General features: G+C 38.3%; 7 protein-coding genes and 2 pseudogenes. 4 read left to right on the forward strand and 5 right to left on the reverse strand.

All coding sequences use genetic code 11. The features are described from left to right. Positions 1 to 47: 47 nt before the first annotated feature. From ACFILA_RS07165 to ACFILA_RS07180, 4 genes and pseudogenes are all read right to left on the reverse strand, one after another. On the reverse strand, positions 48 to 302 hold the full coding sequence (locus ACFILA_RS07165; RefSeq protein ID WP_375660890.1) for a tail protein X: 255 nt from the start codon (positions 300 to 302) through the stop codon (positions 48 to 50). After that, a complete protein-coding gene (locus tag ACFILA_RS07170) occupies positions 299 to 775 on the reverse strand; it encodes a phage tail protein (protein ID WP_375660891.1) in 477 nt (158 codons plus the stop codon). Before ACFILA_RS07170 ends, ACFILA_RS07165 begins: the two co-directional genes overlap by 4 nt. A gap of 156 nt (positions 776 to 931) precedes the next feature. Next, a complete protein-coding gene (locus ACFILA_RS07175; protein ID WP_375660892.1) occupies positions 932 to 1,195 on the reverse strand; it encodes a hypothetical protein in 264 nt (87 codons plus the stop codon). 866 nt (positions 1,196 to 2,061) lie between these two features. After that, positions 2,062 to 3,192, reverse strand: a pseudogene (locus tag ACFILA_RS07180) (metallophosphoesterase). A 775-nt stretch (positions 3,193 to 3,967) separates the two neighbouring features. On the opposite strand from ACFILA_RS07180, the gene ACFILA_RS10030 reads away from it, so the two are divergent. The 3 genes from ACFILA_RS10030 (at position 3,968) to ACFILA_RS07200 (ending at position 20,558) form a co-directional block, all read left to right on the forward strand. Next, positions 3,968 to 10,258: an autotransporter outer membrane beta-barrel domain-containing protein gene (locus ACFILA_RS10030; RefSeq protein WP_404977456.1), complete on the forward strand. Its 6,291-nt coding sequence runs from the start codon at positions 3,968 to 3,970 to the stop codon at positions 10,256 to 10,258. Positions 10,259 to 10,899: 641 nt separating this feature from the next. Then, positions 10,900 to 16,158 carry an autotransporter outer membrane beta-barrel domain-containing protein gene (locus tag ACFILA_RS07195; protein WP_375660893.1) on the forward strand — a complete coding sequence of 1,753 codons (5,259 nt, stop codon included), beginning with the start codon at positions 10,900 to 10,902 and terminating at the stop codon, positions 16,156 to 16,158. 650 nt (positions 16,159 to 16,808) lie between these two features. Beyond that, positions 16,809 to 20,558, forward strand: coding sequence for an autotransporter outer membrane beta-barrel domain-containing protein (locus ACFILA_RS07200; RefSeq protein ID WP_375660894.1), 3,750 nt, complete (start codon positions 16,809 to 16,811; stop codon positions 20,556 to 20,558). A 109-nt stretch (positions 20,559 to 20,667) separates the two neighbouring features. Here the strand turns inward: ACFILA_RS07200 and ACFILA_RS07205 are convergent. After that, positions 20,668 to 21,258, reverse strand: a pseudogene (locus ACFILA_RS07205) (Arm DNA-binding domain-containing protein); the annotation flags it as partial. A 2,370-nt stretch (positions 21,259 to 23,628) separates the two neighbouring features. Between ACFILA_RS07205 and ACFILA_RS07210 the strand changes: the two are divergent. Then, on the forward strand, positions 23,629 to 26,091 hold the full coding sequence (locus tag ACFILA_RS07210) for an autotransporter outer membrane beta-barrel domain-containing protein (RefSeq protein ID WP_375660895.1): 2,463 nt from the start codon (positions 23,629 to 23,631) through the stop codon (positions 26,089 to 26,091). Positions 26,092 to 26,425 lie beyond the last annotated feature (334 nt).

The raw sequence follows: 26,425 nt of genomic DNA on the forward strand, positions 1-26,425 counted from the left end.
AACAGGTTTGTCTCCCACCTTGACCGCAATAAAAGGGTGTGTACGCATTAATCCCATAACCGCTTCACCATGCTTTGGGGATTAGAAAACACAAATTCAGGCAGAATGACCTTTAAGCCCCGTGGTAAAAACACACCATATTTGGCAATCTCTGGATTAGCTTCCAGTGTGGCTTCTAAATAGCCTTTGAGTAAACCAGCTTGCCTCCGGTCTCCTAACACAGCCATGGTATGGTGAAAGCAGATAAGATCAAGACTCATATCCTCTAACTCTACAATAACGCGCTTTTTGGGTATCTTCATGGGGTAGGTTCCTCTTGGTAATACCCCATTTGATATTGTCCCTCTTGGTATTGTCCTTGTGGTTTTCCACCATTTAAAAAGGGCAAGAGCGTAATGGAATAGCGGATGCGTTGGGATTGACCAGAACGACTGATATAGTCATGGTCTTTTGTGATACTGGTGATCACCACGGGTCCATGGAGAAGGACACTATAGGTGGTATCATTGATCCAATGAAGCATCTGGACCGGCTTTGCTCTTCGAATAGTTGTAGTGATGGCATCTATCGCTACTCGGTCCCCAAATTCTTCTGGAAACCAAACCCCATGAATGGTTTTGGGATCATTGCCATAGCCGGTAAATTGCAAACTGGGGGACCTGCCAAAACGCTCCATACAAACCCATGAGGCAGAAAGCTCTTCTTCAAAAGATTGGAAATTCAGCCAGTCCACATAAAATTGATGCGGACCTAACATCATCAAAGGATCTCTCATAGGCTCCCTCCCATTGATTGTACCCCTTCCAGCACGTCATCTCTTTCGAAACGTATCATTGCATCTCTCCTACCATTGCGCCCTCCTAGCACTTCATCCCTCCCCTCATTGTGTTCTTTCCAGCACGCCGTCTTTTCCCTTATTCTGTAACCCGTATCATTCTGTCCCGCCATGCAGGGCATTAGCGCGTGCCCGTTGAATGGCATGGGCAACCGCACGACCAGTGACAACAGGATCACGGGCGCCATTGACATGCACCGTGACATTTTGATTGTGTGTGATGGTGGAGCGCTCTTTGCCTTTTGCTTCTGTGAAAGGGGAATTTGCACGCCCCGCCCCCGCAAATTGTGCTATGGGCTGGATTGGTGTTTTGCCCCCCAAAAAACTTGGCAAAAACTCTCTTAACATCAATCGACCCAATCCACCCCTTCATGCGATGGGGCAAAGATTTACAAAAATCTGTCAGTTGTGAGATGGTGCCCATAAAACCATCGACAATCCAACTTGCTAAATCTTCCCCAGCTTGTTCCATACCAGCCTTGGCAGCATCAGAGAGCTTTTCGCGGACAAAAAAACTCTTTCTAAACTGGAACTTCTTAAAATCCTCTTTTTACACCTCTCTCAAAGCAAAGATAAAACTGCCAAGACACGTGAGAGTCATCTAAGGATAATTGCATGAGACCATAACAGCTATAAACAGACTCCAATATTTGTATCATATTATTGTAACGATTTACTTACGTATAAAAGAAGAAGATAAAATTGTAATACAACTAAAAGTTCATACGGTTAATCAAGAGAAATTATACAGCATCACAAAACATCAATTGTTTGAAGATTATAAGTAAAAAATTGATCAAAATAAAAAGCTTTTCTTATGAAAAAGAAAAGAGTTGCCCATGAGTAGATATTATAAACTCTAACAAAGGGCATAACTTGATAATTATACCGCAACAAACTAATAGAAACAGCCTTCTTGATAATTCTGGACAACAAGTGCTAGCAAATTATGAACACACCCTTGACAAACTCCCCTTTCTTCAAAGATGCAAGAAAAAATAGAATAACAAACCATTATTCTGCTTTGTATTAAAGCTCAGTTCACATTAAACCATTGCACTTATAGCGTATAACCTGAAATCTTAACAGCTTTGAAAAAGATATAAAAAAGATGTCTGATTTTTCACTCTATTTCTAAGTAACATTTAGACACTCCTACTGCTCTTCAAGTCCGCACATATAATACGTTTTTTCCCTCATGCTTTAAGACAAAGAAACAAATCCTATTATAACTTACTGCAACTTGCCGAAAATTTGGTGTCTTTCCCTATAACACCAAGATCTTTAATTAAAAGCGGTTTTCCTATTTCTCCATTATAGGCTTTAACGTGAATGGTCTTGCCTTTCACATCTAAGAGGTAATAATCTCCATTAAAAAGCGCACCAGCTGTATATATAGGGATATTTCCAAAAACCTTATCATTTTTCGCACGGCAATAAGACTGATAATGCGTGTGACCCACGAAGATTGCTTTAACATTATGAGAGGTAATAATTGACTTAAAGACCGACAAATCTTTAGCATTCTTTTTACGAATAAAAAAGGATTCACCATCAATGGAAGCAGCACGCGCATCATGAAAATTAATGATTGTCACTTTACCTCTTGCATCAGCAGCAGCTAAATCGTTCCTAAGCCAATCTAAAGATTTATTGATTTGCACTTCTGTAGACTGCCCCTTCAAACCAACCGTATAGCTTGGATAATTGTGAAGCTGCACATAGTGAACATCTCCATAATCCTAAGAATAACTCAAACTCCCCCTTATCGAGCGAATATTTCCACCCGAAATGGGAACCAAGCTTTCAGTAACATCTGCATTGAAATGCGATAATTGACTACGGTATTTTTTGATTTCCGATACCATTCTTGAAACTGCACTTATAGCACAAGCATCTTTGTAAAAACTGAATTCTTGAGGATTTGTACAATTACCAACATTATTGGCATAATCGTGATTCCCTAGCCCCTCATAGACAGGTGCTCCAAGAGTTTTATAAACATTTTCATAATCATCATAGTTTTTTTGTTGTCCAAACTCCGTCAGATCACCATTGACAATATGGAATGCAGCCTTGTGCGCTTTTATCACACCAGCAACCTGCTCATTTATCTTTAACCATGGCTCTCTGTTTGATATTCCATTGGCATCACCAGAGTTTAAACGCCACGGTTGCGGATCAGCCATAATGATAGCAGTATAATTTTTTGTAAGAGACTTTTCTTTCATAGACCAATCCATGAATGCATCATGATGAAGCCTCTTGTCTCTTTTTATTTTTTCAGAATCAAGATTAAAACAACCAGAGAGAGTAAAAGCAATCACGGTGATTACCAATTCAACTTTATATCTCATAAACCTATCACCATAAAAACGTTACATATTTTTTATATTAAAAAATTCCTCAGAGACAATTTTTTTAGATTTTATTGTCAAAAATATGTCAAAAATTCGAAATAACGAAAGCAATGATCCTTCAATGAAGGTGCACTTTGATGATATAAAAGCACTGTTGATTTCAAGCCTTCAACTTCAAGAACTTTAATTGATTAAGATTTATAAGCTTGGGCTCTGGCTCTTTCAAATGTCATCGATACATCAACAGCTTATAAAAACTTAGTCGTATACTATTAAAATATCCCCAACAGGAGAAAAAATATATTCTTATACTAGAGTGCCCAACTCCTTTGGATATCAAGATCAATTATATTATAATATTATGATAAATAAGGTATAAATAATCAAAAGTGCTAGCAACAGTGTTATAGTATTACCGTCATCATTCACTTTGATAAGCTATAAAAATGCAGAAATACTACAGAAAATACTATTATTACTTTATAAAAAATAATATAAATTATGTAAAGTATAATAATAATAGTTATAATTTCTATAATGTAGATTTACAATAAATTTAATTATATAATATAAATCATTACAAGCACATTGTGTGTTAAATATAAATTCATACAAATTTAATAGTATTTATTTTTTAATTTTGACAAAAAACCAAAAATGTCTTACCAAATAAAGAAAATTATCGAAATTAATAACAACTATCCATTTTCACTTCTTCTTATGAAGTTTGCGGGGAAATGAATATTTGGGGGCTCTCATAAGGAGAATACTGGTGTATAAAACATCCCTTTTATCATGCACGGCTGCGGCTGCTATCATCCTATTCAACATCCAGTTCACTGCACATGCTGCAACTCTTGGCGTTACCAACGAAGAAAAAGATATATCCGGAAAAACGTACGAGACTATTTATGTAAAAGACAAAGGAAAAATCACCGGCAGTACTGTAACTGTAACTGGAAATGAAAACACAAATACAGACACAGGTAGCGATAAATATGTTGTAACAGTTGAAGGTGCTAACAGTGCGCTTGAATTAAATGGCTTAAATATTCAAGGCACTGATTCTGATGTTCGTTTCGGTATTTCTGTAAAAGACGGCGCTAACATCAACCTGACCGGGGGGAACATTACAGCTTCTCAAACTGGCGTTTATATTGATGGTAGTAAGAATAGTAGAAGTATACTGCAAAATGTAGTGATATCAGATAATAAAAATGAAGCATCATCACTCCTTGGAATAGAAATAAACAACGAAAGTTTAATTACTTTAGAAAATGTAACAGTTAAGCAAGCAGAAACTGGTATACTTGCGGATGACGTTTCTCAAGTTATAGTATCCGGAGGATCATTCGAGGGTAAAATGGATGGCGTATATGCTATGGGCGGCACCACCATTACTGTAGATGGCGGTACTAACATTACCTCATCTAATGGTAACGGACTCCATGCCGATGATGAAAATACCACCATAAAAATGACTGGAGGAAGCGTAACTGGAAAAGACGCAGCATTGTATACAAACGACGGTGGTCATATTAAAGTCACGGGTGGTACTCTAACAGCAAAGGGAGATACCACAAGTGCACCTACTACAGAAGGGGATAATCCTGCATCTAATAAGGGTACTAAAATTGAGAGTGGATTCGGCGCCTTGTCTCAAGGTGAAAACAGTGTGATTGAATTGTCTGATACAAAGATCAAAGATGCTACAATCGGGTTGAAAACACAAGAAAGTGGCGCAATCGCAATGACTGGGGGAAGCATTACAGCGTCCAAAGTTGGTGCTTTCTTTTTGGATAGCAAAAGCAAAGAAAACGAACTGAAAGATGTAGTGACATCAAGTGGGAAAGATGATGCGCCACTAATCAATGGAATCAAGGCAACTAACAGTAATGTCACTTTAAATAATGTAACAGTGACGCAAGCACAAACTGCCATAGATGCATATGATTCCACAGTAAAAGTTTTAGGAGGATCATTTGATGCAGAAAAAGCAGCAATATTTGCTCAAAACGACGGCAACATCACTTTAACTGGCGGTGCAAAAATTACATCATATAATGATGCTGGACTCTATGCGGAAGGCTCAAAGTCCATAATCGAAATGACAGGAGGGAGCATCACAGCGAAAGAGGAAGCAGTAACGACAACATACGGTGGCCATATTACTGTTACAGATGTCACCCTAAAAACAAATGGTGATGGATTTGGTGTAGCTTCTGATGACCTTGGTAGCATGATTGAATTACTTGGAAAGACAACGATTAGTGATAGTGCCGTCGGGCTTCAAGCACAAAACGGTGGTGTAATCAAGATGACTGGGGGAACCATTACAGCTTCCAAAGCTGGTGCTGGATTCTTAAACAGTAACAGCCGTGAAAACAAACTAGAAAATGTGACAATATCGAGTGGTAAAGACGATGCGCCACTGAACTTTGGAATAAAAGCAGATAAAAGTACCGTCACTTTAAAAGATGTAACAGTGATTCAAGCAGCTGCCGGTATATTTGCAGATCATGATTCGACAATAACAATCTCGGGAGGATTATTTGATGCAAAAGGTGCAACAATATCTGCTCAAAACGGCAGCGCTATCACTTTAACAAATGGTGCAAAAATTACATCATCTGGTGATGTTGGATTCTATGCAAAAGGTTCAAACTCCTCCATCACAATGATAGAAGGAAACGTCACGGGAAAAGGGAATACTTTAGCTGCTGAAGATGGTGGCCATATTACTGTTACAGATGTTACCCTAAAAACAAATGATAGCGATAAGTCATCTGGTGTATTTTCTAATGGCGCAAATAGTGTAATTGAATTGCTTGGAAAGACAACAATTAGTGGTAGTGCAATCGGGCTTGCAGTACAAAATGATGGCGCAATCAAGATGATTGGGGGAACCATTACAGCTTCTGCAGCTGGTGCTGGATTCTTAAACAGTAACAGTCGTGAAAACAAACTAGAAAATGTGACAATATCGAGTGGTAAAGACGATGCGCCACTGAACTTTGGAATAAAAGCAGATAAAAGTACCGCCACTTTAAAAGATGTAACAGTGACTCAAGCAGCAGCCGGTATATTTGCAGATCATGATTCGACAATAACAATCTCGGGAGGATCATTTCATGCACAAAATACAACAATATCTGCTCAAAACGGCAGCGCCATCACTTTAACCAACAATGCAAACATTACATCATCTGATAACGTTGGACTCTATGCAAACAGTTCAAACTCCTCCATCAGCATGACGGGAGGAACCGTCACGGGGAAAGGTAATGCATTGGTTGCTGAAAATGGTGGCCATATTACTGTTGCAGATGTAACCCTAAAAACAAATGATAGCGATAAGTCATCTGGTGTATTTTCTAATGGCAAAGGCAGTGTAGTTGAATTGCTTGAAGGGGCAACGATTAGTGATAGTGAAATTGGACTTACAACAAACGATGGTGGCGCAATAAAAATGACTGGAGGAACCATTAAAACTTCTCTAGTTGGTGCTGTCTTCTCAAGCAGCAGCAATGAAAACAGACTAGAAGGTGTGACGATATCAAGTGGTAAAGACGATGCGCCACTGAGCTTGGGAGTAATAGCAGACCAAAACAGTATCGTCACTTTAAAAGATGTAACCGTCATGCAAGCAACCAATGCCTTAGTTGCAGATGATCACTCGACAATAACAGCCTCAGGAGGATCATTTCATGCACGAAATACAACAATATCTGCTCAAAACGGCAGCGCCATCACTTTAACCAACAATGCAAACATTACATCATCTGATAACGTTGGACTCTATGCAAATAGTTCAAACTCCACCATCAGCATGACGGGAGGAACCGTCACGGGGAAAGGTAATGCATTGGTTGCTGAAAATGGTGGACATATTACGGTCACAAATGTGTCTCTAAATGTTACAGATGTATCTGTAGATGACGAAGATATATCGTCTGGTGTATTTTCTAATGGCGAAGGCAGTGTAGTTGAATTGCTTGAAGGAACAACGATTAGTAATAGTGAAATTGGACTTACAACAAACGATGGTGGCGCAATAAACATGACTGGAGGAACCATTAAAACTTCTCTAGTTGGTGCCAGCTTCTTAAACAGTAACAGCGGTGAAAACAAGCTAGAAGGTGTGAAGATATCGAATAGTAAAGACGATGCGCTACTAAACTTTGGAATAAAAGCAGACAAAAGTACCGTTGTTTTAAATAATGTAGAAGTGACTCAGGCAGCCGCCAGTATAGTTGCAAATGATCACTCAACAATAACGGTCTCAGGAGGATCATTTAGTGGACGTGATGTAGGAGGAAGCGCCGAAGCCAGCAGTACGATTATCTTAAAAAACAATGCTAACATTACATCATCTGATGGCGGAGGACTCCTTGCAGACGGTTCAGGATCTAAGATCATAATGATGGGAGGATCCGTAGCCGCGAGCGAAACAGCGTTATTCGCAATCAACGGAGGGCATATTGATGCCACAGATGTTGCTCTAAAAACAGAGGGAAAAGGAAACGGTGCATTTGTAAGTGGCAATGACAGCACAATTCAATTGCATGGTGATACAATAATTAACAATACTTTGGGCGGCCTTAGAGCAGTTGACGGTGGTAAAATCACCAGCAAAGATTTAACAATAATCGGTGGTGAAGCACTTGACGGCCCCGACAACGAACGCACTGGTATATGGACATCGGACTCTGGTAGTGAAGTTAGGTTAATGGGCAAAACAACCATTCAAAATGTTGATGAAGGGTTTTATGCAGACGGTGGAAGTCAAATCATTAGCGGAGATTTAATTATAACCGGTGGTGAAAGTAAAACAATGACCGTTGGTGTAAACGTTGCAGAAACTGATAGTTTAATTAAGTTAAATGGTAAAACAATCATTCAAAATTTTGATGTTGGTCTCACCGCAGAAAATAATAGCACAATTAAGATGACGAATGGTTATATTGGAGCAGCAGAGAATACAATAAAAAATAAAATAGAAGCAAAAAAAGTTGCACTATGGGCGGCATTTAACGGACATATTGATGTCGTGAATACTTCTATGATAGCAGGAGTTGCTGGTTTGCAATTTATAGCTCTCTCTAATCCTGATCTAGATTATCCAGATGATCCACAAAAACGTAAAAGCAGTGAAATCAATTTAACCAATGCAGATGTTCACGCTGAAAATGGTACTGGAATTTTTGTTGGAGCTTTTACTAACACAAACATGGAAGATATTCCAGGTTTGTCAATCGGTACAGTCAATCTCAAAAATTCAGAAATCCATGCTGATGTATTGTTAGGAGATGGTCTTTTCGAAGATCCAAAATCTTGGAAAAATGACAATTATTGGAACAATAAAGAGGTTAAAGCGATCTCCAACGGCACCTTCACATTAAGCGCTGATCATTCAACTTTAGAAGGCAGAGCAAATATTTCTAAAGACAGAAATGTACGTTTTGATCTAAAAAACAAGACACAATGGATCGTAAAAACCAGCGCAACAGAACTCAATGCTGATGGCAATCTGCTTGATATCGCTCAAAGATCTCGTTCTGATATTTCCACGCTTAATCTCAACAATAGTTCTATTATCTTTAATGGACCAACAGAAGATCATTATCACACATTGCATATAGGATCTGGTAAACCAGATACGCAAGAAGTCTACAACGCAACGGGTGATGCAAAGATTTACTTCAACATTGCTTGGAGTGATGGCGTAAAAAGTGCCGATCAAAAAACCGATAGACTTCTGATCCACGGTGATGTCTCAGGCTCCACAACAGTTTATATCAAAAGCGATTCAGGAGATGAAAGTAGTGTAGTAAATGCTGCTGATCCTTCCAATATAGGTGGCCTCTCGCTCATTCAAGTATCTGGAAAAGCACAAGAAGACTCTTTCAAACTCGAGAATGGCTATACCACAAGAAATCGTTTGCCTTATAAATATACGCTAACGGCCTATGGACCAGAGTCAAGCCACGGTACAGCCGATGTTGCACAAAGCCTCTTTGATGAAAAGAATGAAAATTTCTGGGATTTCCGCTTACATAAAGAAATTCTTGAAACGGATTCTGGTTCTGGTCCAAGTGTGATCGTCCCTGTAGCACAAACAGCAAGCTATTTGGTCATGCCAAATGCTCTCTTCTATAGTGGATTAACAGATATGGCTAAACAAAACGCACTCTTAGCCAATATCAGAACATCTGTCTTAGGAAAAGAAGAAGAAAAACAAACCGGTTTCTTCCTCTATACTTACGGAAACACAGGAACCTTATCTTCTGAACGCGGACCTCTCAAATATGGTTATGGTGCTGATATCCGCTATGCTGCTCTACAAGCCGGTGTTACATTCGCAGCATTAGAAGGACAAAATACCACAACACATTTCGGTCTTGTAGGCACCTATGGGCGGCTGTCTTTCACTCCAAAGGATATGGATGATGTAAGTAAGAGCACATTGGATAAATGGTCACTAACAGCTTATGGCAGCGTGCAGCATAACAATGGTTTCTATATGGATACACTGTTATCCTATGGAATTCTAAAAGGAGATATCGGCAATGCTATCATTGGCAAAACCGCAAAATTGCAAAATGCCAAAATGTTGAGTATCTCCACCACTTTTGGCAAAGAGTTTGCAACCGGAATGGAAAGTTTAACATTTGAGCCGCAAGCACAAATTGCCTATCAACATTTGATGTTTAATACCATTGAAGATGCTGATAATTTTACCGTTGATATGAACAATCCTTCTCAATGGTTGATCCGTGTTGGTGGACGTTTGACAAAAACCATTTCCACTGAAAACAACCGTCCGATGTCTTTCTATGGAAAAGTAAACTTGATCAAAACCTTTGGTGATAATGGTACCATCCAGATTGGCAGAGATTTTGACCTTGATCCTATGGGACCTGCAATTGAAGGTGGCGTTGGCATTAATGCGCAACTGTCTCACAATTTCTCCCTTCATGGTGATGTCAGTTATCAACAAAAGCTTCAGAAAACTGGTATAAGTGGTGCAAACTTTTCAGGAGGAATACGCTATCAGTTTTAAAATAAAACTGTCAAAACAGCGTATTTCTTTTCTATGCATTAACAAAAAAGGCAGCCACAATATGCTGCCTTTTTATCTCTCCCCTATTCTTCTCTACCAATACACACCGCCAACATTTTTCTTTAAGAAAATTAGTTAAAAAACTCAAAACAATAAAATAGCGCGCTTTCAACTAGTAAAAATATCCCTTGAAAAAAACTAAACGTCGATTGAAAAATCAATGAGCGCTATTTTATCGTAACCGTGTTAAAGAAAAACATGAAAGATATGGTATCATCTTTGGTTTCATGATGTTGAAAGAGATCCCTATCAGGCTCAAGCATACAGTTTTTTTAAATTTTCTTGCCTACTCCTTTTCTTTAAGCATAAGCAACAAGTTTTATGCAAGCATAACACATATCTTGAATAGAAAAACTTATAATACTTATATAATATTAACATAATGTATTCATATAATACTAAATGAATTTAAGTATAATACATTATATGTTAAATGTATAATTTATTTTATACTTTACATAAAAATAAAAATCGCCTATTCACGTTCCATCTCTAAAATACCCATCCATTTGATATCCTTCTTATAAGCGGGGGAAGAGTGTGGGGCACTTATAATTTACTTATAATTTAGGAAAATCTTGATGTGTAAAAAGTCCCTTTTATCCTGCACGGCTGTCATAGCTGTCATGCTATTCAACACCCATCTCAATGTATATGCTGAAACTCTTGAAGTTTCCGGCGAGAAAAAAGAAATATCTAACACAACGTATGAGATTATTAATGCGAAAGACAACGGGGAAATTACCGGCACACATTTAACTGTGGTTGGGAATAAAGACACGGATATTTACGCTGTAACAGCTGACGGTTTTGGCAGTGCGATTACATTACTGCAAGACACAGCCATTAAAGGAACTGATTTTGACATTCGTCTCGGTCTTAATGCAAAAGATGGTGCTACAATCAAAATGACTGGAGGCATTATTACGGTTTCTGAAATTGGCGCTTTCTTCGAAAACAGTATGAATGATAAAAACAAGCTGGAAGGTGTAACAATATCAAGCGGTAAAGATGACCACTTCATGGACAAGGGAATAAATGCCGACAACAAAAGCAAACTTACTTTAGAAAACGTAACGGTTACGCAAGCAAACACCAGTATATTTGCAAATGATCATTCTGAAATAACGATTTTAGGAGGAGCATTTGATGGAGAACTCAAAGGAATATCTGCTACGGAAGGCAGCGCTATTACTTTAACCTATAGTGAATTAGCCGATAATAAAAAAGGCAGTGTTCAAGTTACATCATCTCATGGTGACGGACTCTATGCAAATGGTGCACAATCCACAATCACAATGATAGGAGGATCAGTCACTGGAGAAAATACAGCATTACTTGCAGAAAATGGCGGACATATTGACGTCACAGATGTTACTTTAAAAAAAGATGGCACCGGAATCGGTGCAATAGCTAATGATGTTGACAGCACAATTGAACTGCACGGAAATACGGTAATTAATGACGCTGTAATTGGGCTTTATGCAACAAACGGTAGCACAATCACAATGACTGGAGGAACCATTACGGCTTTTGAAACTGGTGCGTTCTTCAATGAGAGTAAAAGCGATAAAAACAAGTTAGAAAACGTAACCATTACTTATGCAAATACCAGCATAAGTGATCAAGACAAGCTAGAAAATGTAAAAACATCGGACAATGAATTAGACCCTGGATGGGAAAGTGAATTAGAAAATGAAAAAGAAGAGTTTTTATTCACAGGAATAACGGCCTTTGCCGGAAGTCATCTCACTTTAGAAAATGTAACCATTACGCAAGCAGACACCAGCATATCGGCAGAAGATGGTTCACAAGTAACGATATTAGGAGGAGCATTTGATGGAGAACACACAGGGCTATACGTAATGAACGGCAGCTTCATTACTTTAACCAATAGTAAAGAAGGCAGCGTTCAAGTTACATCATCTGATGGTGATGGACTCTATACAGACGGTTTATTCTCTACCATCATAATGATGGGAGGGACAGTGACTGCGGGAAACAGAGCATTATTTGCACAAAAAGGTGGATATATTAAGGTCACAGATGTTGCTCTAACAACGATGGACGGAAACGGATACGGGGCAGCTTCCACCGATCCTTACAGCTTTATTGAATTGGATGGAGAGACAACGATTACTAATGCTATAAATGGACTTGATGCGGAAAACAGTGGTGTCATCATAATGACGGGAGGAGCTGTAACTGCAAAAAGTGCAGCATTGTTTACCATGAACGGTGGATATATTAAGGTCACAGATGTTGCTCTAACAACGATGGACGGAAACGGAAACGGTGCAGCTTCCACCGATCCTGAAAGCTTAATTGAATTGGATGGGAAAACAACAATTAATAATGCTCTCATCGGACTTTATACAGAAAATAGTGGTACTATCGCAATGGCGGGTGGAACTGTAACTGGGAAAAGCGCGGCAGTACTTACAAAAAGCGGTGGACATATTAAGGTCACAGATGTTGCTCTAACAACAATGGATGGCAACGGATATGGTGCAGCTACCAGCGATCCTAACAGCTTGATTGAATTGCATGGAAAGACAACGATTAATAATGCTTTCATCGGACTTTATACAGAAAATAGTGGTACTATCACAATGGCGGGTGGAACTGTAACCGCAACAAATATGGCACTATTTGCAGCAAACGGTGGACATATTAAGGTCACAGATGTTGCTCTAACAACGATGGACGGAAACGGATACGGTGCAGCTACCACTGATCCTGACAGCTTGATTGAATTGGATGGAAAGACAACGATTAATAATGCTTTCATCGGACTTAATACAGAAAATAGTGGTACTATCACAATGGCGGGTGGAACTGTAACAGCAACAAACATGGCATTGCTTGCAAAAAGCGGTGGACATATTAAGCTCACAGATGTTGCTCTAACAACAATGGATGGCAACGGATACGGAGCAGCTACCACTGATCCTGAAAGCTTGATTGAATTGGATGGAAAGACAACGATTAATAATACTTTCATCGGACTTTATACAGAAAATAGTGGTACTATCACAATGGCGGGTGGAACTGTAGCCGCAACAAACATGGCATTGCTTGCAAAAAGCGGTGGACATATTAAGCTCACAGATGTTGCTCTAACAACGATGTATGGTAACGGATACGGAGCAGCTACCTCCGATCCTGAAAGCTTGATTGAATTGGATGGAAAGACAACGATTAATAATGCTTTCATCGGGCTCAATGCAGAAAACAGTGGTGCAATCACAATGGCGGGTGGAACTGTAACCGCAACAAACATGGCATTGCTTGCAAAAAGCGGTGGACATATTAAGATCACAGATGTTGCTCTAACAACGATGTATGGCAACGGATACGGAGCAGCTACCTCCGATCCTGAAAGCTTGATTGAATTGGATGGAAAGACAACAATTGATAATATTTTCATCGGGCTCAATGCAGAAAACAGTGGTGCAATCACAATGACGGGAGGAGCTGTAACCGCAACAAACGTGGCAGTGCTTGCAAAAAGCGGTGGGCATATTAAAGTCACAGATGTTGCTTTAACAACAACAAATGGTAACTATGGTGCTGCTGCAACCGATCCTGAAAGCTTGATTGAATTATATGGAAAGACAACAATTAATAATGCTGTAACCGGACTTGATGCAGAAAATAGTGGCACAATTATAATGACTGGTGGAACAGTAACTGCGAAAACCATGGCATTATTTGCAATGAACAGTGGACATATTAAGGTCACAGATGTTGCTCTAACAACGATGGATGGCAACGGATACGGTGCAGCTGCCAGCAATCCTTACAGCTTAATTGAATTGCATGGAAATACAGCGATTAGCAATACTTTCATCGGACTTTATGCAGAAAACGGTGGCACAATTAAAATGAATGGAGGGACCGTAGCAGCAAAAGGATCAGCATTTGTTGTAAAAAATAGCGGATATATTGATGTAACAAATGTTTCTGCAACAGCAGAAAACAGTGGCATAACATTTGATAAATCCGAGGACGATAATGCCTTAGAAATCAACTTGACAAATACAAAGATTCGCACTGAAAATAGTATTGGAATTAACGCAGACCAATCAATCGGTATAGCCAATCTCAAAAATTCAGAAATCAGTGCCGATATTTTATTAGCAGCAAAAGCTTCAACTAAAGAAAATAATTTTGCTTTTACACTAAATGCTAATCACTCCGTATTAAAGGGAAGAGCAAAAATTGCAGAAAACAGAACTGTACGCTTTGATTTGACAAACAAGACAACATGGATATTGAAAACCAGTACAAAAGAAACCGATGATGACGGAAAACTGCTTGCTATTGCTCAAAGGTCACGTTCTGATATTTCTGTGCTCAATCTCAATGATAGTTCTATTGTTTTTAATGGACCGGTAGAAGATCATTATCATACATTGCATATAGGATCTGGAATACCGAACATTCTAGCAGTCTATAATGCCTCTGGTGAGGCAGAAATTCATTTCAACGCTATATGGAGTGATGGTGTTGCAATAGATGCACAAAAAACCGATAGGCTTCTCATTCACGGTGATGTAGCAGGCACCACAACAGTTTATGTCAAAAGTGTTTCAGGGGATAAAGAGAGCGTAGAAAATGCTTCTACTCCTTCAAATATAGGTGGGCTTTCACTTATTCAAGTTTCTGGAGAAGCAAAAGAAGACTCCTTTAAATTGAAAAATGGCTATACCACCATAGGAGGAACTCCTTATAAATATACGCTAACTGCCTATGGACCAGTATCAAGCTATGGCAAAGCCAATGCTAACCAAAACTTATTCGATGAAAAGGATAAAGATTTCTGGGATTTCCGTTTGCAGCCTGAATTTTTTGACACCGATTCAAAAGTAAGAGCAGTTGTACCACAAATGGCAAGCTATTTGGTTATGCCAAATGCCCTCTTTTATACTGGATTGGCCGATATGGCCAAGCAAAATGCACTTTTAGCCAATATGAGAACAACAGTCTTGGGAGAGCAGAAAAATCTAAAAAACAGTTTCTTCCTCTCTACCTATGGGGGTACAGGAACCTTATCCTCGAAACGCGGTCCCCTTAAATATGGTTATGGTGCTGATATTCGCTACGCTGCTATACAAGGTGGGGTTGCATTGACTACGTTAGAAGGGCACAACACTACTACACATCTTGGTCTTTTAGGTACCTATGGGCAGCTGTCTTTCACTCCAAAAGAGATGCAGGATGCAAGTAAAAGCACCCTAGATAAATGGTCTCTCACTGCCTATGGTAGTGTACAACATGACAGTGGTTTCTATATCGATACGCTTTTATCCTATGGGATAATAAAGGGCGATATCACCAATGCTATCATTGGTAAAACCGCGAAATTGAACAATGTAAAAATGTTGAGTATTTCCACCACCGTTGGCAAACAATTTTCTACCGGAATGGAAGGTTTAACCTTCGAGCCCCAAATACAACTTGCTTATCAACATTTGATGTTTGATACCATTGAAGATGCTGATAATTTAAAAATTGATATGAACAATCCTTCTCAATGGTTGATCCGTGTTGGTGGACGTTTAACCAAAACCATTATGACCACTGAAAATGGTCCTGCCATTTCCTTCTATGGAAAAGCAAACTTGATCAAAACCTTTGGTGATGATGGTACCATCCAGATTGGCAGAGATTTTGACCTTGATCCCATAGGAACAGCAATTGAGGGCGGCGTTGGCATCAATGCACAACTGTCTCACAATTTCTCTCTTTACGGTGATGTAAGCTATCGACAAAAGCTTCAGAAAACTGGTATAAGTGGTGCAAGCTTTTCAGGTGGCATACGCTATCAGTTTTAAATCAAGGCTGTAAAAATAGCCTATTCATTCTATTCAATTTAACAAAAAGGGCAGCACAATATGCTGCCTTTTTTGTACATTAAAGTCATCCTTTTTCCTTTTAAAGCACCCTTCCCTCTTTATACTTAGTTCTTTACGAAAATCCCCAAGACAAGACACAACAAACGCAACAGAGCACTTCTATCCCCAGTGGATGAAGAGTACTTCCTACTTTGAAAAAAAGAGAAGTCTATTAGAAATAAATTAATACCACTGTGTTGAAAGATGAAAACCCACTTTAAGCCCAAGTAAGTTAGCTTTTTTACTAGCTTCTTCTACATCCTTTTTTGTTCCCTCATAATCCCAATTTGCGTCATATAATAATCCCTACCATCACGTAAAAGATGTCATGGTACCACTATATCAGTATCTCAGAATATTTCTCTGAATAATAATATTCAAAATTATAATTCTTTAAATAAAATCAATTATAAATACATTTTGTATTAGACATAATTAATATCAAGTATTTTTTAATTTTGACAAAAAACCAAAAATGTCTTACCAAATAAAGACAATTACTGAAATTAATAACAACTATCCATTTTCACTTCTTCTTATGAAGTTCGCGGGGAAATGAATATTTGGGGGCTATCATAAGGAGAATACTAGTGTATAAAACATCCCTTTTATCATGCACGGCTACAGCCGCTATCATCCTGTTCAACATCCAGTTCAGTGCACATGCTGAAACCCTCGTAGTTTCTGGGGGAAAACAACAAGAAGTATCCGATAAAACCTACGAAACTATTCACGCAAAAGACGGTGGCAAAATCATTGGAAAACATTTAACCATTGTTACGAATAAAGATATAAACCAAGGCACAAACCAAACCGTCTATGCTGTAACAGCAGAAGGTGCTAACAGTGCGATTGAGTTACTGGATGGCACAACCATTAAAGGCACTGGTTCTGGTATTTTCTTAGGCCTTGAAGCCAAAGACGGTGCTACACTTCAAATGACTAAGGGAACAATTACATATTCTGGAATGGAGGCCTCCTCATCTGGCATTTTATCTAGCACTGGTGCTTCCTTTTCTGACAGTAAGAGTAAAAAAAACAAGCTGGAAGACGTGGTAATATCGAGTGAAAACGATAACAGTTCACTATCCTTAGGAATAAGTGCTAAAAACAGCACAGTAACCTTGAACAATGTAACCGTTACTCAAGCACTAACAGGCATATCTGCAGATGATCACTCGACAATAACAATCTCTGGAGGATCATTTCGTGCAAAAAATACAGCAATATCTGCTCAAAATGGCAGCACCATTACTTTAAACAACAATGTTACAGTCGCATCATCTAATGGTACTGGACTCCATGCAGATGGTATAGAATCCAAGATCACAATGAAAGGAGGGGCTGTCATAGGAGGAAGTTTGAATGGACATGAAGGCGCATTATTTACAGAACATGGTGGACGTATTGAAATTACGGATGTTACTCTAACAACCGATAACTTCGGAAACGGTGCACTTGCACTTGGTTCTGATAGCATAGTTGAATTAAAAGGCAATACAAAGATTAACAATGCTTTGAACGGTCTTGGAGCATTTGATGGTGGTAAAATCACCAGCGAAAATTTAACACTCATCGGTTCTGGAGCAAAAGAAGAAAGCACTGGTGTAGGAGTTGACCTGCCTAACAGCAAGATCGAACTAAATGGAAAAACAACCATTGAAAAATTCACACATGGGCTTGAGGCACGAAATGGTGGACAGATTGATGTCACGGATATAGCTTTAACAACGAATGACGCGGGAACCGGTGCACTTGCACTTGGTCCTGATAGCAGAATTGAATTGCATGGAACGGCAACGATTAATAATATTTTGAAGGGTCTTAGAGCAATAAATGGTGGCAAAATTACCAGCGAAAATTTAACAGTAGTCGGTGGTAAAGCAATTAATGAAAATCTCGGCAAAATAAGCACTGGTGTACGGACAGAGGATTCTGGTAGTGAAATTCAGTTAACCGGCAAAACAACCATTCAAAATGTCGATGAAGGTTTTTATGCAGACGGTGGAAGTCAAATCATTAGCGGAGATTTAACAATAACCGGTGGTGAGTCCGAAGCAGCAACCGTTGGTGTAAACATTTGGGATGCCGATAGTATAGTTGAATTCAATGGCAAAACAACCATTCAAAATGTTGATGTTGGTCTTTTTGTCATTGAAGGTAGCACAATTAAAACGAGCAATCGTGCTATTGATACTAATTCTAAAAGCCTAGATACCCAATCCGATACTCCTCAGAAGGGGAAGAAAAATACAATAGAAGCAAAAATGGCTGCACTGGTTGTAATAAATGGCGGACATATTGATCTGACAGATGTTTCTGCCACAGCAGAAGTTGCCAGTTTACAATTCGCAACTTTCTTTGATAATAATCCGAATAGCTCGCATGATCCGCAAAAATATCATAGTAATGAGATCAATCTGACTAATGCAGAGCTTCATGCTGAAAATGGTACAGGAATTTTCGTTAGAACTGTTGTTGAAAAAAGCATCGAAGATGCTGCTGCTCCATCAATCGGCACAGTCAATCTTAAAAAATCAGAAGTCCATGCTGACGTATTATTAGGAGATGGTATTTTTTGGGACAAAACATCATGGAAAGATGAAGATTTGTGGGATGGTAAAGAGGTTAAAACGATCTCCAACGGCACCTTCACATTAAGCGCAGATCAGTCTATTCTAGAGGGCAGAGCAAATATTGCTAAAGACAGAAATGTGCACTTTGATCTGAAAAACAATACAAAATGGACGTTGAAAATCAGCAAAAATGAAAAAGATGATGATGGCAATCTCCTTGATATCGCTCAAAGATCTCGTTCTGATATTTCCACGCTTAATCTCGATAACAGCTCCATTATCTTTAATGGACCAACAGAAGATCATTACCAAACATTGCATATAGGTTCTGGTAAACCAGACACGCAAGAAGTCTACAATGCAACGGGTGATGCAAAGATTTACTTCAACACGGCTTGGAGTGATGGTGCTGCAATAAATGACCAAAAAACCGATAGACTTTTGATCCATGGGGATGTCTCTGGCAACACATCAGTTTATGTCACGGGGCGCTTAGAAGAGAACAATATCGAAGCAAATACCTCTGCTGCTGCCAATGTCCGGGGTCTTTCACTTATTCAAGTTTCTGGAAAAGCAGAGGAAAACTCTTTCAAACTGGTAAATGGCTATACCACAAGAGGTGGCTTACCAGATATGTATACACTACGTGCCTATGGACCAGACTCAAGCCAAGGCAACGCCGATATTGCACAAAACCTCTTTGATGAAAAGAATGAAAATTTCTGGGATTTCCGTTTGCAACCCGAACTGCTTGGCTCCAATTCTGGTTCAAATCCTGATCCTGAAACAAATATCCCTACCGTTGCACCTGTACCACAAACAGCAAGCTATTTGGTCATGCCAAATGCTCTCTTCTACAGTGGATTAACCGATATGGCTAAACAAAACGCACTCTTAGCCAATATCAGAACATCTGTCTTAGGAAAAGAAGAAGAAAAACAAACCGGTTTCTTCCTCTATACTTACGGAAACACAGGAACCTTATCTTCTGAACGCGGACCTCTCAAATATGGTTATGGTGCTGATATCCGCTATGCTGCTCTACAAGCCGGTGTTACATTCGCAGCATTAGAAGGACAAAATACCACAACACATTTCGGTCTTGTAGGCACCTATGGGCGGCTGTCTTTCACTCCAAAGGATATGGATGATGTAAGTAAGAGCACATTGGATAAATGGTCACTAACAGCTTATGGCAGCGTGCAGCATAACAATGGTTTCTATATGGATACACTGTTATCCTATGGAATTCTAAAAGGAGATATCGGCAATGCTATCATTGGCAAAACCGCAAAATTGCAAAATGCCAAAATGTTGAGTATCTCCACCACTTTTGGCAAAGAGTTTGCAACCGGAATGGAAAGTTTAACATTTGAGCCGCAAGCACAAATTGCCTATCAACATTTGATGTTTAATACCATTGAAGATGCTGATAATTTTACCGTTGATATGAACAATCCTTCTCAATGGTTGATCCGTGTTGGTGGACGTTTGACAAAAACCATTTCCACTGAAAACAACCGTCCGATGTCTTTCTATGGAAAAGTAAACTTGATCAAAACCTTTGGTGATAATGGTACCATCCAGATTGGCAGAGATTTTGACCTTGATCCTATGGGACCAGCAATTGAAGGCGGCGTTGGCATTAATGCGCAACTGTCTCACAATTTCTCCCTTCATGGTGATGTCAGCTATCAACAAAAGCTTCAGAAAACTGGTATAAGTGGTGCAAACTTTTCAGGCGGCATACGCTATCAGTTTTAAATCAAGGTTGAAAAGTAGCCTATTCATTCTATTCAATTTTAAAAAAAGGCAGCTACAATATGCTGCCTTTTCGCTTTATAAATCCTAATAACACTACACTATCCCTCCTTAAGAGAGCCCTTGCTTTTTCTACTGCCTGTAAAATCAACATCCACGCGCAACGCCCATGTTTAAAACAAAGCTTGAGACGCATCAGTGCTGTATTAACAGCTCCAGCTTTTGTATGACAGATGGGAGCGAGGATATTGCGTATTTCTGTTTGTGTAATCTCTGAAATAGGCAGACAGCCTAATTTGAGGAGAATATGGAGTTTTAAATGTGAAAACCCGTTTCCATCTTTACCATCATTTTTAATTCAGCTTTACAACTTTCAAAAGCATCTAAGGCAATGTCTTTTAAGTAATGGAGATTACGCATTGCCTCACGTTTTCGTTTCTCACGTTCTTTAATGGGGGCACGCCCCTCACGTAAAACAGCACGCCACCCAGTTGCCAATTCACGAGCTTGTTTTAAAGGGACATCTCTCAAGGCACCCAAGCCCATTTCACGCCGGCGCCCCCCCGTGAAAGGTATAACGGTAAAGCCATTGAGCGCCCCCATCTTTACGTTTGTGAAGGAGCAATCCGGCACCATCATTATATTTTCCAGCTCGTGGGTGTTGCTAAAGCCCTTGGCTCTTGAGACGATTCATAAGAGCCATTTTTAGTCCTTTCTTATACATTTTTTACCCACACGCCAGCCCCGCTTGTGGTGTGCAAGAGAATGGTTTTGCTTAATTTAAGACAAACAGGTTTAAAATGAGAAAATCTTACGTTATTCAGAACTCTAATTCAATGAAAGTACCGATAAATTATCATTATAAATCATTACATTATACCATTTTTATCAAGATAAAAGATAAGGTATTTTTATCTAGAATATGTCACAAAGTATGCAGCCTTTTCGAACATGAAATCCATTTTTTCCTGAAGTGTTTTCTTTTCCACTTAAATACGATTTTTCTCCTCTTCACATGGGTTGCGCAGCTATTCATCATCGAATTTACCCATAAAGCTAAAAAAGTGTATTTTTAGATAATATAAAGATAACAGCATTAAGAATAAATCTTAAAAAATAGAAGATTTCTTGCTTTTTCACTTATGGAAGTACAGAAACTCTACCGTTTGATTATGCTCCTCTTTGAAGATAGATATGGTGCTAATATGCGCCATAGAGCTGTCCAAGCAAAGATGATATTAGAAAAATGAAAAGTTAATCACTACACATTTGAAATAGATAGGAACCTACAGCCACTCTCATTCACTCCAAAGGATATAGAAAATGAAAAAAAAGCACACTGGATAAATCATCAATCATAGCTTACAATATAACAGAGCATAATGGTGTTTTCATATGGCTACACTCTTCCCTTGTGATATCTGTACAGCAGATATCTCTAAAACTTCTATAAAAAATACTATTAAAGTTATGCTGTAAAAATGTTAATTGCCTCAACAATCATTTGTCAAAAATTTGCAAAGAATAATCAGAGAACTAACCTTTTGAACCACTAACATAATTTGTGTGCTAAGGATTTGATTTTTACCAACTTTTAACATATTGATGATCTTAAAATTAAATCAGACAGCCTCCCCAGTTAGTCCGGATAGGTAGGTATCTAACAAAAACTATTGTTAGGACCGTAGAAGATCGTACCCCATCCTTGTATGAGAAAGTGAACTTCCTTAAAAAACTTTGATATTGATGATACTAAACAGATTGGTATTCATTTTTACCTTAATCCGATAGATCCTGCCATTAAAGGTGCGTTTAGCACAATACACAGTTATCTCACAATTTAACCTTCTATATTGATGTAAACTATCAGAAAAAATTTTAAAAGACGTATAGCCGAGACAAGTTTTTCTGATAGAATACACTACCAATTTTAATATAAAATTATAAAAAAATAAGCATATTGATCCGTTTACTATTAACAAAAAAACGGAGTGTATTTTTTTGTTATTTACAATCTATTATAGCAATAAAATAAATTCTTTCTTTACGATGTGTTGTCGCTATCTATAAAGATTTATTTACACTTCCATTGCTGGTTCTTCTAAACAAACAGTTTTGAGAAAATTAATGCATGAAAAGAAAATCTAACAACAAGCGCTTTATCTTTCACATACAAAACGCTCAAGAAAGCTAATTTTTTCATTTATAAAATGAAATAACTCAATAAAGTTCTTTTTGTATCAATAAAAGATGTTTTAAATGAAATATTCAAAATATTGATTTATAATGATAATTTAGCGTTACTTTCATTGAGTTAGAGTTCTGAATATCGTAAATTTCTCTCATTTAAAATCTGTTCCATGTTGAACTAATCAAAATCATTCACTTACACATTACAAGCGGGACTGGCGTGTGAAGCAAAGTTATATAAGAAAAGCCTAAGAATTCCTCTCATGCACCGCCTCAAGTGCCAAAGGCTATCCACACAACATTGGGAGCTAGCAAAGTATGTAATGGAGTTGCTCTTTTATTAAGCCGTAAAGGTATCGGCTTGCTCCTTCGTAAGCATAAAGATGATGGGACTCTATAGCTTTAGCGTTATAGCATTCATGAAAACCATCACGAAATGGGCTGTGCGACCTTAGAAAAATGGACTTTGCTACCCTTAAGGAAAAGCTTCTGTAAAGAAAGCCTGTGAATAGCCCCCTCATCACTTCTTCTAGCAGAGAAAATTTTCTGATCGTTTTGGTGAGTACATCAAATAATACATCTCAATGCGATAGAGCTTTTATAGCGATTATCTTTAATAGACAGTTTTTAAATATCATACTTCATAGTGCTTTTAGCATAAGCTTAACCAAGCTAGGTTTTATGAAATCCACTTTTTTCGACTTTTTATGATCATGAACAAGTTTTTCTGAAGAAAAACTTCAAATCATAGAGAACACCATAAAATATAATTCGTTTTGTTATTTACAATAAAAACGTAATGATATAAAAAACTGATCGGGTACTTGCGCCATCAGGGGAATGAAGTAAGCATCAAAGCATACCAAATACTAAAGGCATATCTATGTGTAAGAAATATATTTATAAGAAAAATTTTTTGTTATGTACAATTGCTGGAACTTTCATTTTTTCTCATTTTGCTCCAACTTATGCAAATAGACAACCTCCTGAAATTATTAGTGAGTTTAAGCTGGGGAAAGGAGAAGAAAAAACTCTTAATAATGTTTTTATCCGCAATGGATCGAGCGCAGTGTACGCCGATGATAAAGCAATTGCCACAATTACGAACTCAACAATACATTCAGCTTCGTTTGCTTTTGCTGTATCACAAGGTGGACGTATTAATGCTAAAGAAGTGAAAGTCAATGCCTTGGATACTGGTCTATCAATTGCAAACGGTATCATTAACATTGAAGATTCATTCATAGAAACCAAAAGAAAATACGGTATTATTTTCCATGGCATTTTAGATTATGAAGAAGTTATCAATAAGGCAATTCTTAACAATACAAAACTTCTTGTGAGAAATGGTGTCGGTATTTCAGGACCGTCATCTTCAAAGTCTGTTGCCGAAGTTCAACTTAGAAATTCAGAAATTCGTTCTGATGTATTATTACAAAACAATGTAAAAAAGAAAACAGATTCAGATCCTCATCCTGTGACTTTCGTATTAACTGCCGATAATTCGATTATGGAAGGAAGAGCAAGAACCTTAGCAGTAAACACGACTGTTTTTAATTTAAACAACAATAGCAAATGGTATTTAAATGTAAGTCAATACGACATAAATCGTGATTTTAGTTCATCTAATTATGCACTCCATGACATTAAGCAACGAGCGCTGTCTACCGTTTCAGTACTGAACTTCAATAATAGCTCTATTGTGTTTAATCCGCCACATAGGCTGGCAAAGAGTCAATATCAAACCTTGAGTGTAGGACGAACAATTGAGTTCCCTAATCCACGCGAAAACAGGGACTCCGCTATAGAAACCGTTTATAATGCTGTAGGCAATGCAAGGATTTATTTCAATACAGAATGGAGTGATGGTTTAGAAAGAGAACAACAAAAAACAGACCGCCTTCTTGTCCATGGAGATGTAACAGGTACCACAACAATTAGTTTCAATAGCCTTTCAAAAGGTGTGTCATCAAAAGAAGAAGCTTCTATTCCCACGAATATGCGTGGACTGTCACTCATTCAAGTATCTGGAAAAACAGATGAAAATGCCTTCAAACTAGCAAATGGCTATGTCACAATGGGCGGCTTGCCTTATAAATATGTCTTAAATGCCTATGGACCGACATCACGTCTTGGAAAAGCAGAGAGCACACAAAGCCATTTAGGAGAAGTAACTCAACAATCACAAGAAAAGGACTCAAAAACCGACACGACCTTCGCTGCATTTAGCGGAATAGCTTTAAGGGGTGAGAATAATATAAAAGTTGAATCAACACCAAATTCTGAGCAAATAGGGAGCATACAAAACCATTTGAGAGAAAATCAGAATTTCTGGGATTTCCGCTTGCAAAGTGCAACGCTCGATGATGAAGGAAAGATCAGAGCTCTCGTCCCTCAAGTGGCAAGCTATTTGTCCATGCCTAACGCACTATTCTCAGCTGGACTGGCTGATGTAAACAATCAAAACACTTTACTGAACACGATACAAGAAACAGGCTTTGAGAAAAAAAATCATAAAAACAAAGGGATCTTCTTCTCGACTTATGGCAATAAAATGACATTATCCTCTCACCGTACGCCATTACAATATGGCTATGGTGCCGATATTCACTATGCTTCTTTACAAGCAGGCTTTACATTAGTAGCTCTAGAAGATCAAAACATGACCACCAATGTGGGGCTTTTCGGGACATATGGGAAATTAGCTTTCACCCCAAAAGACATGGAAGGTGCTGACAAAAGTACACTCAATAAATGGTCAATTGCTGCATATAGTGGACTGCACCATAATAATGGTACATATATCCATGCTCTCTTTTCCTATGGAATGCTCAAGGGAGATATCACCACAGCTCTCATAGGAAAGACTGCAGAATTGAAAAACGCTGATACATTCAGTGCATCGGCGACCATTGGACAAAAGTTCGAAACCAGTACGAAAGGATTGGTCTTTGAACCACAAGCACAAGTTGTTTATCAGCGTCTCATGCTTGGCACACTCTCAGATGTCGATGGCTTTGATGTAGATATGGGAAATCCTCATCAATACTTAGTGCGTGTTGGTGGGCGCTTAACACAAACGACGATTTCTATTGAAAAAGGCAGTATTCTTTCTTTCTATGGTAAATTAAATATTGTTAAAGCTTTTTCTAACAATGGCACCATACAGATTGGTGAACCATTCCACCTTGATTCTATGGGAGCTGCCCTTGAAGGTGGACTTGGTGTAAATGCACAATTATCACAAAATATCGCCCTTCATGCTAATGTTAACTATCAACATAAGCTTCAAAAAACTGGTATATCAGGAGCTAGCTTTTCAGGCGGAATACGCTATCAGTTTTAAGAAAAAGCAAAAAACAATTTATAGTCTATTCATTTTTAATAAAAAAGCAGTACGCGTGTGCTGCTTTTTTTCAATCTATTGGAAAGAGCCATCAATGATGGTTCTTTCTATACAGCTTTCTTGAAAGGATTAATTTCATTCAAACCAAATGCAATAAAACTCTTTATCTCTTAATGACTGTTGAAGTCTTTAGAGAGCTGCCTTTTTGATTTATAAAAATCGAATGGATTCAATAAAAATTGTTGTATATCAATAAAAAATACAAAATATTTTGACTCTTAGCACTTTAAAACAAAAATACTTATCAAGCTAGATTTTATGAAGTCCATTTTTC

The sequence above is a fragment of the Bartonella sp. CL71SXKL genome (assembly GCF_042194935.1).
In the GTDB taxonomy this organism is placed as follows: Bacteria; Pseudomonadota; Alphaproteobacteria; order Rhizobiales; family Rhizobiaceae; genus Bartonella.

Coding starts and splice junctions, on each gene's coding strand:
- ACFILA_RS07170 (WP_375660891.1), bottom strand. CDS start 775: ATGAGAGATCCTTTGATGATGTTAGGTCCGCATCAATTTTATGTGGAC.
- ACFILA_RS07195 (WP_375660893.1), top strand. CDS start 10,900: ATGTGTAAAAAGTCCCTTTTATCCTGCACGGCTGTCATAGCTGTCATG.
- ACFILA_RS07165 (WP_375660890.1), bottom strand. CDS start 302: ATGAAGATACCCAAAAAGCGCGTTATTGTAGAGTTAGAGGATATGAGT.
- ACFILA_RS07210 (WP_375660895.1), top strand. CDS start 23,629: ATGTGTAAGAAATATATTTATAAGAAAAATTTTTTGTTATGTACAATT.